This is a genomic window from Clostridium sp. CMCC3677, assembly GCF_023845585.1.
In the GTDB taxonomy this organism is placed as follows: Bacteria; Bacillota; Clostridia; order Clostridiales; family Clostridiaceae; genus Clostridium; species Clostridium aquiflavi.
In genome coordinates this window covers 250,464-266,313 of sequence record NZ_JAMQHS010000001.1, presented here as the reverse complement: position 1 = coordinate 266,313, position 15,850 = coordinate 250,464, and the positions used below count along the sequence as shown (strand labels likewise).

10 protein-coding genes and 1 pseudogene are annotated in these 15,850 nt (G+C 26.3%); all 11 read right to left on the bottom strand.

Annotated features, from left to right (window positions below):
• Positions 1–5: 5 nt before the first annotated feature.
• A complete protein-coding gene (locus NG901_RS01040) occupies positions 6–1,325 on the bottom strand; it encodes an ABC transporter substrate-binding protein (protein WP_252211792.1) in 1,320 nt (439 codons plus the stop codon).
• Positions 1,326–1,556: 231 nt separating this feature from the next.
• Positions 1,557–1,640 (bottom strand): annotated as a pseudogene (locus NG901_RS01035) (HAD family hydrolase); the annotation flags it as partial.
• A gap of 38 nt (positions 1,641–1,678) precedes the next feature.
• A complete protein-coding gene (locus tag NG901_RS01030; protein ID WP_252211791.1) occupies positions 1,679–3,685 on the bottom strand; it encodes a diguanylate cyclase domain-containing protein in 2,007 nt (668 codons plus the stop codon).
• A gap of 202 nt (positions 3,686–3,887) precedes the next feature.
• A complete protein-coding gene (locus NG901_RS01025; protein ID WP_252211790.1) occupies positions 3,888–4,859 on the bottom strand; it encodes a DMT family transporter in 972 nt (323 codons plus the stop codon).
• Between the two features lie 394 nt (positions 4,860–5,253).
• Positions 5,254–5,961, bottom strand: coding sequence for an N-acetylmuramoyl-L-alanine amidase family protein (locus NG901_RS01020; RefSeq protein WP_252211789.1), 708 nt, complete (start codon positions 5,959–5,961; stop codon positions 5,254–5,256).
• Positions 5,962–6,150: 189 nt separating this feature from the next.
• Positions 6,151–7,611 carry a flippase gene (locus tag NG901_RS01015; RefSeq protein WP_252211788.1) on the bottom strand — a complete coding sequence of 487 codons (1,461 nt, stop codon included), beginning with the start codon at positions 7,609–7,611 and terminating at the stop codon, positions 6,151–6,153.
• A gap of 83 nt (positions 7,612–7,694) precedes the next feature.
• Positions 7,695–8,393 (bottom strand): sugar phosphate nucleotidyltransferase, encoded by a 699-nt coding sequence (locus NG901_RS01010; protein WP_252211787.1) that lies wholly within the window; start codon positions 8,391–8,393, stop codon positions 7,695–7,697.
• A 434-nt stretch (positions 8,394–8,827) separates the two neighbouring features.
• Complete coding sequence (locus tag NG901_RS01005; RefSeq protein WP_252211786.1) at positions 8,828–10,687, bottom strand: NTP transferase domain-containing protein; 1,860 nt, start codon at positions 10,685–10,687, stop codon at positions 8,828–8,830.
• A 419-nt stretch (positions 10,688–11,106) separates the two neighbouring features.
• A complete protein-coding gene (locus tag NG901_RS01000; protein ID WP_252211785.1) occupies positions 11,107–11,652 on the bottom strand; it encodes a YcxB family protein in 546 nt (181 codons plus the stop codon).
• A gap of 354 nt (positions 11,653–12,006) precedes the next feature.
• A complete protein-coding gene (locus tag NG901_RS00995; RefSeq protein WP_252211784.1) occupies positions 12,007–12,627 on the bottom strand; it encodes a hypothetical protein in 621 nt (206 codons plus the stop codon).
• 211 nt (positions 12,628–12,838) lie between these two features.
• Entirely contained in the window at positions 12,839–15,814 is a 2,976-nt protein-coding gene (locus NG901_RS00990; protein ID WP_252211783.1) for an N-acetylmuramoyl-L-alanine amidase family protein, read from the bottom strand.
• Positions 15,815–15,850 lie beyond the last annotated feature (36 nt).

The window sequence follows — 15,850 nt, the reverse complement described above, 5'->3', positions numbered from 1 at the left end:
TTTTATTACTTTTTTAAAGTTTTATCTAATTCTGATTGTGCTAATTTTTGGGCTTCATCTAAAGCTTCTTGTGCTGATACATTTTCTAATTCAACTTTATCTGCTGCAACTTTTAAAGCATCATATATTTTTCCATTAGTTGGGTCAATAAAAGATTTACTTGCATGTAACGCTTGTTTTATTGGAATAAGTGCTTGCGGATTTTTTTCCACATATTCCTTAAATGTATCAGTATTACATGCCGCTTTATTAACAGGAATATACCCTGAAGCTATTGACCATTTTGCATTAACTGATGCACTTGTAAAGTATTTAATAAATTCATAAGCTCCTTTTTTAGCCTCTTCATTAGCTATACTTGGAATAACTAAAAGTCTTGCTTCTGCAATTGGTTTTGCTTCTTTTCCATCTTTAAATGCAGGTTGTTCAATAGCACCTAGCTTTTCAAAATCTAAATCACCTTGATCTCCTGATGACCCTGTATATCCCCCTGCTTTATCTTGCATAACATCATCAATTGTTGAATACCAGTATTCCCATCCTTGTCCACTTGAATTAACTTTCATGATTTTATCATCATGTATCCACATTCTAAAATTATCCCAAACTTCTACCCATTCAGGTGAATTTATTAATACATTACTTCCATCTTCACTTAAAATACTTCCACCATTACTTAATGATGCATCAATTAAATTGTCAGCTCCCCACATAGGCTCCCAACCATAAAACTTAACTTCATCACTATCCTTTTTAATTACTTTTTTACTTGCTTCAGCAATTTTACTCCAAGTATTTAATGAATCTTTAGATATGCCTGCATCCTCAAACGCCTTTTTGTTATAATATAAAACTTGTGTTGTTCCAAACATAGGAAAAGCGTATAGTTTATTATCCTTTTTGCATGAATCCCAAAATGATTTTATGTAATTATCACTATTAAAATCACTATCTGTTGTTGTATAATTACCTACATTTTCAAGTACACCTTTATTATTTAAAATTGAAGCTTTATCTGGTTCTAAAATTACAAGTGCTGGCGTTTTTTTAGCTGCAATAGCTGCTTGTAAATTTTTAAAAGTCGTATCATAATCCTCCTGTGAAACTCCTTTAACCTCATACTTATCTTGAGAATTATTAAAATCATTTATTATATTGTCCATGTTTTTCCCAAGCTTTCCTCCAAGACCATACCAATATTCAACTTGAATTTTTCCATTTCTGCTTAAAGTTTCTTTGCTTTTCCCTTCATTACAAGAGATTAATCCCACAGAAATCATTAAAGCTAATCCAATTCCAAACCCTCTCTTTAATATACTTTTCATTTACTTATCCCCCTTATTAATACCATTTCCTTTGTTCATTTTATGAACAACTATATATTACCATTGTTCAATGTTCAACACAATATGTTCATTCTAATTTTTTACATTTTTTCCTGTTATTTTTTATAATAAAAATTTTACGCAACAAAAAAATGCAAACTAAAATTCTAGTTTACATTTTCATATACTCTCTATTTTAAATATTAATGATTTTTATTATACATCACCATTTATTGCTTCTAAGTTTTCTTTTGATATCTTATGTTCACTATTTAAAAGTGTTCCATCCATATCAGACACTATTAATTTTATCATTACTGCTACCTCCTTATGCTTTTTTAATTATAGCTCTTTTATGTTGATTTAACTATGTAATATGTATCTTTTCCTTGTTTTTTAGCATAATAAAGAGCATTATCTGCACTTAAAAATAGTTCTTCAAAATTCTTACCACCCTTTGGATATATAGAAATCCCAATACTTCCTGATACCTTGTATACACCATCTTTTCCAGTATAACTTTCTCTAAATCCGCTAACTAATTCATCAGCTTTTTGACAAACAAACTCCTCTGATTCAATATCTTTTAAAAATACAATAAATTCATCTCCACCTATTCTTCCTATTATTGAATTTTCACTAAATATATCTGTTATTTTAGTTGAAATATCTTTTAAAACGTAATCACCAGTTAAATGTCCTAAATTATCATTTATAGATTTAAAATCATCAACATCTATAATAAACAATGCATGTTTATCCTCTTTAGAGCTTTCATTTATATACTCTTCAATCATATTTTGAGCAGTTATTTTATTGTAAATTTCAGTTAAACTATCTCTTTCTGCTTTAAACAATAATTTTTCGTTTTCTCTTTTTTCATGGTCAATATCTGTTATTACACCTATAACTTTTATTGGCATATCATTTTCATCTAGAATTATATTAATTCTAAATTTACACCATATATATTCACTATCATTTTTTCTTAATCTAACTTTACATTCTCTATATTCATTGGTATCTTTTATTTCATCGATTATCCCATTAAACTTTTCTCTATCATCTTCATAAATAATATTTAATGTATTTAAATCCTGGCCTTCAATAATAGGCTCATAATCAAATTTGTGATTCCAATTATCAGAGTAACTTATTATATCATTATTAATATCCCACTGAAAAATAATATCATCAGTTTGCTCCATTATAACTCTATAACTTTCTTCACTTAATTTAAGTTGCATCTTATTCTTTAAAATTTCATCCATTAATTCGTTAAATGCTTGAGATATTTCTCCAAATTCATCTTTTACATTATATATAAATCTACTTTTATAGTTTCCTTTTTTTATTTCTCTTATTGAATTTAATAATCCATAAATAGGTTTAGAGAAGAAATTAATAATAAGAATATATGTTATAGCTACAACTGCTGAAATTATTATAGATATAAAAAACATAATATTAATACTTTCATTAAGAGGGTCCTTAAACTCTGACCACTCAACTCCACTCAAAACTACCCAATTAGAATTAGGTATTTTATAAAAATAACCTATTTTTTCAATTTCATCAATGCTATATTCAATTAATCCACTTGAATTATTTTTAAAGTCTATATTTTTCCATGCTTCTTCTAAAGTATTAGGTCTATCTATATTATATATATCTTCATCTAAGCAATCACTTATAGTTGCAGCTACAGTTCCTTTGCTATCCATAACTGCAATTTTACCAGTATTAAAAAAGCGTACCTCATTAACAACTTTTTCAAAGTACTGCATATTAATAACACTTTCTATAACACCTTGATACTCATCATGGAAAAATATTGGTATTGCTATAATTGCACTTTTTTCTCCATTATTAAATTTCTCATTTTCTATAATATCTGTAATAACAGTTTCTTTATTATTAAATTTTATTATATCGTTTTTATCAAAAACAGCTTTATTACCAATACTATCACTGTCACTTGATGCTATTATTGTATTATCTTTGCTAATTAATGATGTTTTAACTAAATATGGTTGTTCCTGCTGCCTTAAGTTTAAAATATCAAATATAATTTCTTTTCTAAATTTCATTTCCTCAGATTTATCTAATATATTATTATTGAAATCATCTAGAAAATCATGAGTTATTGGCATATTGGAAATAACATTAAGATTAATTAATCTTTGATCAAAAAAATCTTCTAAATGAGTTGATTGATCTCTTGCTGCTATTATTACATTTTCTTTAATTAATTCAATAGACCGCTGAGTAAATTTTGTAATATATATATTCATAGTAATTAAAACAGGAATTATCGCTAATAATACTGCAAAAATAATAGATTTCTTTTTTATATCCATCACTCCACCTCAATAATTCTTACAATGTTTTTCTTTTTATTTCGATAAATATCTACTATAAATATAATACCTAACTTTATAGTACCATGTATAGTTTATTTTAATTAAATTTAATAAAAAAAATATCCTTCCAAAAAAATAAAATCTTTAGGTAAATTTATAATAATTGATTTACCTAAAGATTTAATTAATGCTTAAATTTTTATTTTGCTTTTGCAAGTTCTATTTCTTCAACTTCTTGTTCTGGCTCTTTTGCAATAAAGTAAACTCCTATTATAACTAAAATACTGCTTAAAATAGTTAGTTCATTTATTTTATTTCCTAAGAATATGGTATCAAATACAATTGCCCAAACAACATATGTTATATTTACTCCCATTGCCCTTGTTGCTCCAATTTTATATATTGCTGTGTAGTAAAATAAATATGATACCGTAGCTGCTAATGCCGTTCCTGCAATCCAAAATATGGCACTATATTTAAAGATATTAAAGCTAAGTCCTATACCTCCTACTATTGGAACAATAATTAATCCATATACAACAGCTGACGTAAACTGTCTTATTTGCAAAGCAAATTCTGACGTTACTTCATCACCTTTCATTCCATAGGCACATACTACACATTCACTACCCCAACCAAATGCACAAATTATTGCAAATATAAAACCTATAGGATTAGCAGCACTTGTTGTAGATGTATAGCCTAGTATAGAAACCCCTAATATAGCTGCTACTAAACCAATCCATGCACTTTTATTAATTTTTTCTTTTAGAATTATAGTAGCAAGTACTGCTCCAATCGCTGGATATAATGAAGATATAATAGCTGTATAAGATGGTCCTATGTACTTTACTGATAGTAAATATCCACTCATGCCAATTGGGCCTCCAAGCAATGCTGCAAGAGCAACCCATAAAGCACTTTTAGTTTTAACTGCACTAAAAAAATCACCTAATTTTTTTCTTAATCCAAGATATATAAATGTCCATATTGCAGAAAAACTATCATGTAAAAAGGCTGTTATTATAGGGGCAAGTATTATAGCTTGTTTTGTTTCTATAAATGGTGTCATTGCTAATATAAATCCCATAAGAACTGTATCAGCCCCCCATGATATAGCTGAAATAATTCCACACCCTACTCCTTTTTTATAATTATTATTAAAATTCATTTTAAAGTCCCCCTTTTATTGCTGTTAATCAACATATTAAATATTATTTTCTTTAATTTATCTAAATATTGCTCAAAACTTCCGTTCATTTTATGAACAAATTAATATTATCATTGTTCATTGTTCAAAGCAATATGTTCATAAATATATTTTTTGTGTAAACATTAAATCTTATTAATTAGAAGTAGAGAGTTGATGCTATGGTTAAAAGCCATAAACTTTAAGATTTTAAAGTCTCCTAATTTCTTACACAAAAAAAGAGTAAAGTTACTAATAGCTTTACTCTTTTATACATTATGTCATTTAAATTGTTTTGTATTTAATATTCCTTTTAAAACATAAAATATATTTAATTAAATAATTATTAAAATAATTATATTATGTCAAATTTAAATTACACTCTTAAAGATCCGTCTTCATTTAAATAATATACATTTCCACTTTCATCTTTTATAAGACCACTTTCCATAATACCACTTGAATTTAAGTAATACCATTTGTCACTATCTAAAATCCATCCATTTTTCATAACTCCATCTTTCCCTAAGTAATACCAATGTCCATTATGAAGTAACCAATAAGTTTTTTTATCTCTTGTAGATGGGTCTATAAAATACCACTCACCCAAACTTTTAACCCATCCTACTTCATCATTGTCATTATAATTTTTATTATAATCTATATATAATTTACAAATTTCTTTTTCATTTTTCTTATCTTTTATAATCACTTTAGTTAAGCCAATTTGAAGATTATCTATAAGTATAACCATATTTTTTCTATCTAAAACACAATTTGCAAATTTCTCATTTTTATTTGGATTTAATATATCTATTTCAATATTATCTATATTAAGTTCATTTAAAAATTCATAATTAATTACAGCTCTTTCAACATTATTATATATACTTGTCTTGTACACATTTTCCTCTTCAGATACCTTTATGAGTTTTTCACAACTTAATAAATTTAAATTATCTGTTGAGTCACTTGATTCTATTGTTGTTGCATATACCTTTAAATCTGTATTAACGATTACAACATTTAAACAAAGTGTAGCCATAAGTACTAATAAGCTTCTTTTTATAATTCTCCTAACCATATAAGAATCCCCCTCTTTTTTAGCTTTTGAATTACTACATATTCTTTTATTTACTTATTAATAACTTATGTAACATTGCTTACTGATAGAACTAAAAAAGCGTGAAATTTCAAAAATAAAATTTCACGCTTTTAGATTTTCTATAATCAACTTTTAATTTAAGACTCTGTTTTAAATACTCTTAATTCATTATCTTTTAAATTTTCTAAGTAAAGTATTTGTAAGTTGTAAAAATACTTCGTCTTTAGTTATAAATAAAATTCCTACATATACTATTCCACATGCTAACACTGATACTGCTGAAATTAAAAATACACTATTTATAAAATGCTTAATTAAAAATATTAGTGGAATAAATAGTAATGAATAATAAAAGTACTTAACATTTTCAAATGCGAATAAATTTATATCTATTTTAATAACTTTTCTTACAAATCTATATTCAAGTACTATAACAATTAAATTTGCAATAAGAGTTGTTATAATTGCATTTGTAGGTGTAAATTTACCTGTTATAGCTAAGCCTATATTTAATATAACATTTAAAACCCCACCAATTAATACTAATTTAACATCATCTTTTTCTCTTCCATTAAGGTATATCATTTGATTAGATATTATTCCTTCAACCCCAATAGTTAACATGTAAATTGAAAATATAAACATTACAGGTGCTGCTGCTATAAATTTAGGTCCTGCATACATAAGTATTATCTCTTTTGAAAGACATATCATGCCAATAGATGCTGGGAATAAAAACATAAAATATATCTTTATAATTCTTTTTAAAAGAGACATATACTCTTCCTTGGAATCATTACCTAAATAATTTGAAAGTCTAGGCATAGTTACTTGAATAATAGTAAGCATTAATGTATTAATTATTGTCATTATCTTTTGGGCTAAACTATAATATCCAACATCCCTAGTTCCTGCACCTACTGCTCCACTACCCATCATTAATTTATCTAATTGAGTATATAAAATATTTACATTAGATAAGATAACAACAAAAAACATTGGCTTAATGTGTCTTTTAAAATGTAAATTTTTAAAATTAAATTTCACTCTTTTCTTTATGTATACAAAACTTAATATATTGTTTAAGAAATTAAAACCTATAACTAAGTATAAATATAATTCAAAATCATTAATATTTCTTATACAAAAAATAACTAGTAAAGAATATATTATTCTAACAATCATAGTCTTTATAGCTATGAAATCATAATTCTCTAATGCTTCATTAATCCATTCAACATAAAAAAGATTAAAAACAAGATTAAAACCTAAAATCATACAAGTATAAAAATCAGGTCTACCTCTTCCTACTGTATATATAAAAATCATATATATTGAAGAAACTAATATATTGGTAAATAGAGTGAATAAAAATAAACTCGTAAATGTTTGTTGAAGCTTTTCTTCATCATCCCTAACTTTACTTATTTCTCTCAGTCCATATTGAGAAATTCCAAAACAAGCAAATATTAAAAACCATCCTGTTAGTGATTCTGCATATGAAATATATCCATATAAATCTTCACCTAAAGTTCTTGTTATTACAGGACCAACTAATATTGGTAATACAATATTAAATAAATTTAACGATCCTTTAAACAATGCATTTTTCGATATTGATTTTGACATCTATGTAGTCCTCCTATAATCACTAAATGGATTATTTTACTTCTACTATATTTTACACTAACTAAAGAAGTTGTCAATTAAGTCTATTTTATACTAAGTTTATTTTTTAAGTACTCTAAATCTTCAAGTGAATCTATTTCAAAAATATCATTACATCCTATTTTGTTAACATAAATATCTAAATTATTAAGATTTTCTACAACTATATCATCCCAATATAAATCTTTAAATTCTTCTTGTTCTACCTTTTGAGCGATTTTTTCTGCTATAATTTTTCCATCTTTTTCACTCCAATAAGATGCTCCTGACATTATATAGTCCGGTTCATTTCCATCTTTACCTATATCAACTCTATATAATTTATCACTTTCATCATACTTTAGTATCCATTCACCCACAATATTTTCCTTGCAAGCAGAATAATACTCTGAATGCTCTGGTTTAGCTTTAGGTAAAAAGTTTTTATTAATGTAGTTATCCGCATCAATAACAAAAGCATCATGAAGATATTCTCTTGCTAAATACATTGTATAAATATTATTATAAACGTCATATTTATCATTAACTATCTTAACTAAATTATATTTCTTAACTAAATTATCAAACTTTTCATGTAAATATCCAGTTAAAACTACAATTTCATCTATTCCTATCTCTTTTAAATTTATTATTTGTCTTTCAAGTAACGAAATTCCATTAACCTCCACTAAAGACTTTGGTATTGTATTTGTAAGCGGTCTAAGTCTAGTTCCCATCCCAGCAGCTACTAATATTGCTCTCATATGTTTTTCTCTCCTTAAATCAAATTACTCCATCCAGCTTTGTTTATACATATTTTAACGCTTTGTTTTTATGAATGTTAATATTTTAGTATAAAGGCGCAGTGGCGTTGGAATTTTATTTTTAGAATTCTTAAATCAAATTCCTCTGTCCATGATCTTTATACTAAAATATTACTATACATTTAAACATGGTTATTAAAATTAATTCTGTCTCTACTTTGTATATATGTTGATATATGTAATAAACAAAATGGCATTGTAATTTGACTTTGAGAATTCTTAATGAGTATTGTCACATTTATTGCTTGTCAAAAATTATATTTGGAGCAAGCTGAAATGGGACTCTACTCATTTTAGTATTCCTAAGTCAAATTACTCCGACCAGCTTTGTTTATACATATATCAGCGCTATACTGTAAAACAGAGTTACATTCCTAAAATTCAGCTTCTAATTTATTTAAATTTTCTTTTACTCTATTGTATCTATCTATTCCATAAGTACCAAAATCATCGCCTTCATTTTCTTTAATTAATGTCCATACAGCCCATAATAAATCTTGGCTTATTTGATGAATTAATAATCTTTTTCTTGAATTTTCATCTGCCTCACCATTGAAATAAAGTCTAAACATTAATTCTATATCATCTTCTGAAAAACTATTTTCTAAAGAAAGAGCTGCTAAGTCCCACATGTCATCATTTATGCCGCTATATTCCCAATCTATTAAGTAAATTCTACCTTCCGTATCCTTCACTAAATTTTCTGATACTAAATCATTATGAGATGGAACAAATACTCTATCTAACTCTTTTAAAATCTGTTCTAATTTCATAAATCTTTCTCTTACTTCATCATAATCATCAAAGAATTCTCCATGGGAATTTTTTAAAATATCTTCGTATTTTTCAAGTTCTCTAAATACATTAAACTCATTTTTCATTGGGAACTCATTATCCTCATGTAAATTTCTTAATATTCTAGTAACTTGTTTTAGATTCTCTTCCTTTTTAACACTTCTTGGAGTTAAAGTTTCTGCATTTTCTATAAAAGTAGATATTTTTATTCCAGTTTCAACATTAAAATATGGAGTTTCAACATTATATCCTCTCTCAGAAGCAATTGAAGAATTAAACATTTCATTCTTTCTACTTATCATACTTTCAGTTCCAATACCAGCAATTCTTAATATATATCTTTTTCCTTTAACACAAATTCTATAATTTTTATTAGTCATTCCTCCAGCAGATACAACTTCACTTATATCATCTTCGGATACTTTCATAGCTTCTCTAACTATGGTCTTTACAGTGTTAATTTCATAATTAAGTTCACGTCTTCTTATAGTTGGATAAAGATGATTCAAAATATTTTCATATTCTTTTTTAGTGTCAGCATCTCCCCAAGCAAGATCATCTATTTTAACAAAACCAATATTATAATCTCTAGCAACATCTAATAACACATATTCATAATTTAAATATGGATTTATATTATCTTTAAATTCTTCAAGCATCATTTGATATAATTTATGAGACACCTTAGTTATGCCTATCATTTCACCATCTATTCTATTAAATTGATGTATGTCTTTAGACATTTTAAATAGATGATTATCTCTTATTTCAACAAAAGCCTCATCTCCTGATCCACTTTCATTAGTAAGAAGAATACAGTCTCTGCTTTTACTTTCTACAAGCTCTTTAATTGCTCTTTTTTCAAAAATTAAATCATTTTCTATTAATAAGAAATCCTCTTTAACATACTCTCTAGCCAGAGATAATGAATACATAGTTCCCGTCCATTTATATTTATCGCTCTTAACTAAAGTTATATTTTTATTTGATTTAAAATACTCATCATAATAATTACTTTCATAACCTGTTATTATAGTAATTTTATTAATTCCATTTTCTTTAAGTATGTTTAAAGTTCTATCTATTAACTTAAAATCTTGAATTTCAAGCATTCCAACAGGTTTTCCAAAGTCCTTTGCTCTTCCAGCAGCAAGAATTACAGCTTCTTTGACAGGTTTATTATCTTCTTCATGGATTTTCAACCTAGTATTTTTAGCTGAAGCAAGATTTTCTTCTAATATCTTCATTCCCTTTTCAGTTACTCTATATAAAATTCCCCTATTATTTATAATTCTCTCTATAGTTCCATCAAGAGTAAATTCCTTTAAAATTGAATTTACTTTTCCTAATGAAATATTTGTTCTCTTTGATAGCTCTCTTTGATTAATATTAAAATTATTGTTTAATATTTTTAATATTTCCAATCTATCTTCTAACATATAACTTCCCCCTTTGATTTACACTCTACACATTTAAACTATATGAATATTTTATTTATATGTATCTAAATTATATTATCCAAAATTTTAATTTTTAGGCTTATGCTTTTTTAACATCTCTCTGCTTTCCAATTTAAAATTTCCACCCAAAATTTTTGTTCATAATATGAACTATAATAAATTATATTATACTTTATTAAAAATGTAAATATATTCAACAAAATTTGTTATTAAATAATTTAATCCTACTATACTTCATAGAATTTCCAAAAAATAAGCTATATTTTAAGTTAAATTGCAACTTAAAATATAGCTTTAAAATATTATATTAATTTTTATTAAACTCTAATACCAATAGAACAAAATTGCCTATGGATTTTGTTAGACATGCACACTTTTCAAACGTAGTGCAAGGTTAACTATTTTACATTACTCATTATAGTATTTTTAAAATTCATCTTATCATCTGCATTTTCAAATGCATCATTAGGAATAACTATTCCAGGATTATCATTTGAAATTACATACAAACAATTATTTATCTCCGTAACATCTGTAATGTTATTTAATAAAAGTTTCGTCTTTTCCTTATTTCTATTAATTATCAACCCGTCTTTTTCCAAAAATACTTCTATAGTTCTTCCCAAAGATTTTTCATTTTTCTTAAATAAGTCCTTAAAATTTTTCTTTGCTCTTTTAATCCAGTATGTAGGTAATTTAAAATATCCAAATATTCCTGTACCAGCAAAAATTACACCTAATACAATAGAAAATATTGGACTTTCTCCTTTACTATATTCTTGAATTCCTAAAACGCAATACAGCACACCTATAAAAAGACCTATTCCCAAAAACAAATTTCTTCTTAAAGTAGCCAATCTATCCTTATTACTTTGGCTAGTCATTTTATAAATAGAAAAATCCACCCATTGTTCTTCAGTATTTTTATACCTTAACTCAATCAATTCTCTTCCCCCCAAATTTTCGTTAGTATATAAATTAATATTATCTTTAACATATAGCTTTTTATATTATAAATTAGATTTAAATTAAATTTTATTATCACTATAGAATCATAATTTTCTACTATAATAATCACTTTACAATATAAACACTACATTCAGAGAAAGCAATTAATTTATATTCTAATTATATTACAATTTGTAAACATATCCAATAACATTAATATATACTTTTGCATAGTATATATTATAATTTTCCTCTCATTTCATATAAAAAGAAATAGAATACATACTTAAATCTTATACTTATTACAAAATTTACTTACTATGTATTCTATTTCTCATTAAAGTATATAATTAAATATGCATAGATAAACTACCACCATTTAATTTAGCAATATCTTTTAACATATTCATTACCTTATCATTCTTTAATAATCCACTTAACTTTGGATTACTACTTAATAAAGATTCATCACCTATAGATATGCTTCCATCGCCATTAAATTTAAAATCTATATTTTCTTTTTTCTCTTCCTTTTCTTCTTTTTCCTTGTCGGCTTCTATTAGATAATCAAGCATAGTTTTTGATGCTCTTTTTATAGCTTCTTTTTCTTCTTTACTTAACGGACATTCAAATCTTTGCCCATTTACTACAACCCATCTTTTTTCACCATCTACACCAAGCTCCTCCCACTGACACTCAGAATTATTGGTTGTATAGCTTGATATTTGCATAAATGTTGACTTATCCACATAAATAGTAGTATTGCTAGCTGTCCCCTTATCTAATTGAGGTCCCATTATAGCCCTACTTCTACTAGCAGCTATTCTCACATCTTTAGATAATTCTAATTTATCAGCATTATTATAAACATTTTTTATAGTGTCTTTATGAGTATTATTATCAATATTTTTCCTTTGATTAATATTTGCATTTTCCATATATCCATTATATATTCTATTATTTATTTCCATAATTATCCCCCTTATTTTCTCTATTTAATTTATCGATAAAATTTTACAATACTTTATTTGGCTTTAAATATTCTTAAATTATATAATTTTTATATAAAAAGCAGTAAATAACTTTATATTTACATAAAATTATTTACTGCTTAATAAACACCTTTTAAATTATTGGCTATGTTTTAAATGTGTGTTGATATATGCAATAGGTAAATTACTTCTAATACATTATTCCAAAGTTAGAGAATGAATACCAACCATCATCTATATACGCCTTTTCATTTTGAAGCATTCTACCACCTGATTCAAAATAGTACCAATTCCCGCCTAAGTATAACCAACCTACTTGCATTGCTCCATTTGGATTAAAGTAATATTGGTTTCCTCTTTCTTTGTCATAAAACCAACCTGTTATCATTCTTCCGTTATTATCAAGATAGTACCATCTACCATCAGTTTGTTTTATCCAACCAGTGTCTCTATATCCTGATTTGTTAACATAAAACCAATTACCGTCAACCTTTACCCAAGCATCTTTAACTTGTCTTCCTCTTTTGTCAAAGTAAATGTATTTTCCTTTTACTTTTCCCCATTCTTCATACTTGCTCATATCAATCCAAATTTTATTGCTTTCATCATAGTATGCGTCATTTTTGTCATCATCATCATCATCGTCGTCGTCATCATCTGGATCTTTGATGTCATCTAAAGGATCATTGGTTCTATATATAGTTAATTCATAGGTCTTCTTTGTACTTTTATCTTCAGCTACTACAACTATATCAACTTCTGTTTTCCATTGACCTTTAAGACTTATTGATATTGGACTTCCTGTAAATTTTTCTCCATCTACAGTAATGCTCGAATAATTTTCATCTACAGGTATCGGTTTAACTTTAACAGATTTTACATCTTGATCAACACGTGCCTTAAATGTATCATGTTTAGAATTAAATTCATAATCACCTGTATTAAGTTCTATATCTTTTAAGTCAGCATTATTACTTCTTCCATCGTGTTTAATGACTACAGTATACATCTTTTTATCCTTACCATTTTCAGCAGTAACAACTATTTGTAAAGTTGTAATTCCACTTTCCTGTAAAGGAATTTGACTTTTAGTACCTGATGTCAAATTATAAATTTCACCTGTTTCAACAACTTTTGCTTCAGTTATATTTGCCTTAGGCTCATCAACTATTGCTGTAACATCCACAACTTTTGTATCTGGTTTAACTACTAAATCATAATTTAAAGTTTCTCTTGAAAATCCTGAAGTTCCATTTTCTTTCTTTAACTCTCCAGTATTGAAATTTAAGTAACTTAAATATGCATTTTGAGCACTTGGTATTTCTTCACCACCATCATCTGAATCACCTTGTATATTAAATATATACTTGTCTGATGCTAAATCTCCATCTTTGTAAACAGTAATAGTTAACTGCTTTCCACCTGAATTACTCAAATCAAATTCAGAGCTTCCATACCTTTGAATAGATTCCTCAATTCCATTTACTTTAACTCTTGCTACTGTTTTTTCTAATCCATCTTTATATGTAATTCTTATCTTTTGTGATGGATCTGTTACATATAAATCATATTTATGAATTGATGAGTTAAAGTTTATTTCTTTATTTCCACCATTAGCTTCTTTTAAAGTAATATTTCCGAATTCAAAATCAAACGAAGATTGTTTGCCTTTCAATACAACTGTTAATTCATAAGTTGCTAATAATGCTCCTAATTGATCTGATGAGTCAGATCCTTCATAAACATCTACATAAAGAACATTTGCATTTGGTTTATCACTAGTACTATCATTAAACGATACAAATTTATCAAAATCTTGTTGTTTTATTTTTACTTTTCCATATTCATCTAAGTAATGATTACTCAGTTTTACTACATACCCCTCATTCTTACCAAAGCTAGGAGTCATTTTGACTTTTCCAGCACTTTCATCTAAATAAATATTTCCCTCATATCTTTTAGGTTGTCCTGGTATGCTAACATCTTTAAATTTTTTTCCAATATAGCTAGTAGCATCAGTTATAGTGTCATTATTATATTTATTTTCTATATCTAATTTTCTTAATGTATAATCGTTATTAGAATTTTCATCTGTAAACTTTAACTTAATAGAATAATTTTTACCTAAACTCTCTTCATTAGGCATTTTAATTACCATTATTTTAGAATCTGTCTTTTTTAATGATCCTTTTAAATTATTATTATCACTTGTTATCTTGTCTTGTTTTTGTCCATCCATCCATACATTAGCACCATTTAAATTAAATGATTCCTCAAAATTTATTATATAATCTAAGTTTTGAATTTGGTCATTTACTATATGTTCATAAGTAAAAAAGCTTTCAGTATCAGTTGTTAAAAGCTCTTTAGTATATAAAAAAGGTACTTTATTTTTATCAGTTTCTGGATTATAAGTATCTCTTGAACCTACATAACTTTCGAAATCAATTTTTTTTATCTTGCCTTGAGCATAATTTTCAGCATGTTCAATAGTTATTGGAGTTGATTTACTATCTATTGAATCTACTGTTACAACAGGATCCTTTTTTTCTTTTTCTTCATAGTATTTTTTACCATTTTCATCGTATTTAATAGTATATATTGTTTCTTTAACAGTTATAGTAGTTTTTTCTGTTATCTTATAATTAACTTCATTAGTTCCTAGTGGTACATTTCTTACTGTAATACCATTAGTAACTTCATTAGAAGTTGATTTATTTTGAGTTTTCTCTAACTCAACATCAATATCATTTAATTGGTCTTTCAAAATTTTATTAATTGAGTCAATATCTATTGTTCTATCAATATTAGTAATTGTTTCAGTGTCTATTCTTTCTGAAGCATTTTCTTGTGAGTTATTAGTAATATTCTCTTGTTTATACTTTGGTAAATTTATTTGAAATTCTTTAAATCTACCTTGAGTGTTATAAATTGTTTTAGTACTATCAACTTTTACTCCTGTGTCAATAGTATTACCATCAAGTTTTGTACCTGTAACAGTTAATGCATATTCTGGTGCACTAATGTCTAGGGTTGGTCCACCATCCGCTTTTGCAGTAGCAGCTTGTACTTCTTTTACACCAAATGATGTTGGTAATAAAGAAAAAATACACGTTAGTGCTACAAATAGTGATATAATTCTCTTTTTATTAATTTTCTCCCCCATGTTCATCCTCCTAATATTTTTTCCCAAATTTATTAT

Excerpts from the sequence above, each read along its gene's own strand:
- NG901_RS01040 (WP_252211792.1), bottom strand. The coding sequence starts at position 1,325 with ATGAAAAGTATATTAAAGAGAGGGTTTGGAATTGGATTAGCTTTAATG.
- NG901_RS01030 (WP_252211791.1), bottom strand. The coding sequence starts at position 3,685 with ATGGATATAAAAAAGAAATCTATTATTTTTGCAGTATTATTAGCGATA.
- NG901_RS01025 (WP_252211790.1), bottom strand. The coding sequence starts at position 4,859 with ATGAATTTTAATAATAATTATAAAAAAGGAGTAGGGTGTGGAATTATT.
- NG901_RS01020 (WP_252211789.1), bottom strand. The coding sequence starts at position 5,961 with ATGGTTAGGAGAATTATAAAAAGAAGCTTATTAGTACTTATGGCTACA.
- NG901_RS01015 (WP_252211788.1), bottom strand. The coding sequence starts at position 7,611 with ATGTCAAAATCAATATCGAAAAATGCATTGTTTAAAGGATCGTTAAAT.
- NG901_RS01010 (WP_252211787.1), bottom strand. The coding sequence starts at position 8,393 with ATGAGAGCAATATTAGTAGCTGCTGGGATGGGAACTAGACTTAGACCG.
- NG901_RS01005 (WP_252211786.1), bottom strand. The coding sequence starts at position 10,687 with ATGTTAGAAGATAGATTGGAAATATTAAAAATATTAAACAATAATTTT.
- NG901_RS00995 (WP_252211784.1), bottom strand. The coding sequence starts at position 12,627 with ATGGAAATAAATAATAGAATATATAATGGATATATGGAAAATGCAAAT.
- NG901_RS00990 (WP_252211783.1), bottom strand. The coding sequence starts at position 15,814 with ATGGGGGAGAAAATTAATAAAAAGAGAATTATATCACTATTTGTAGCA.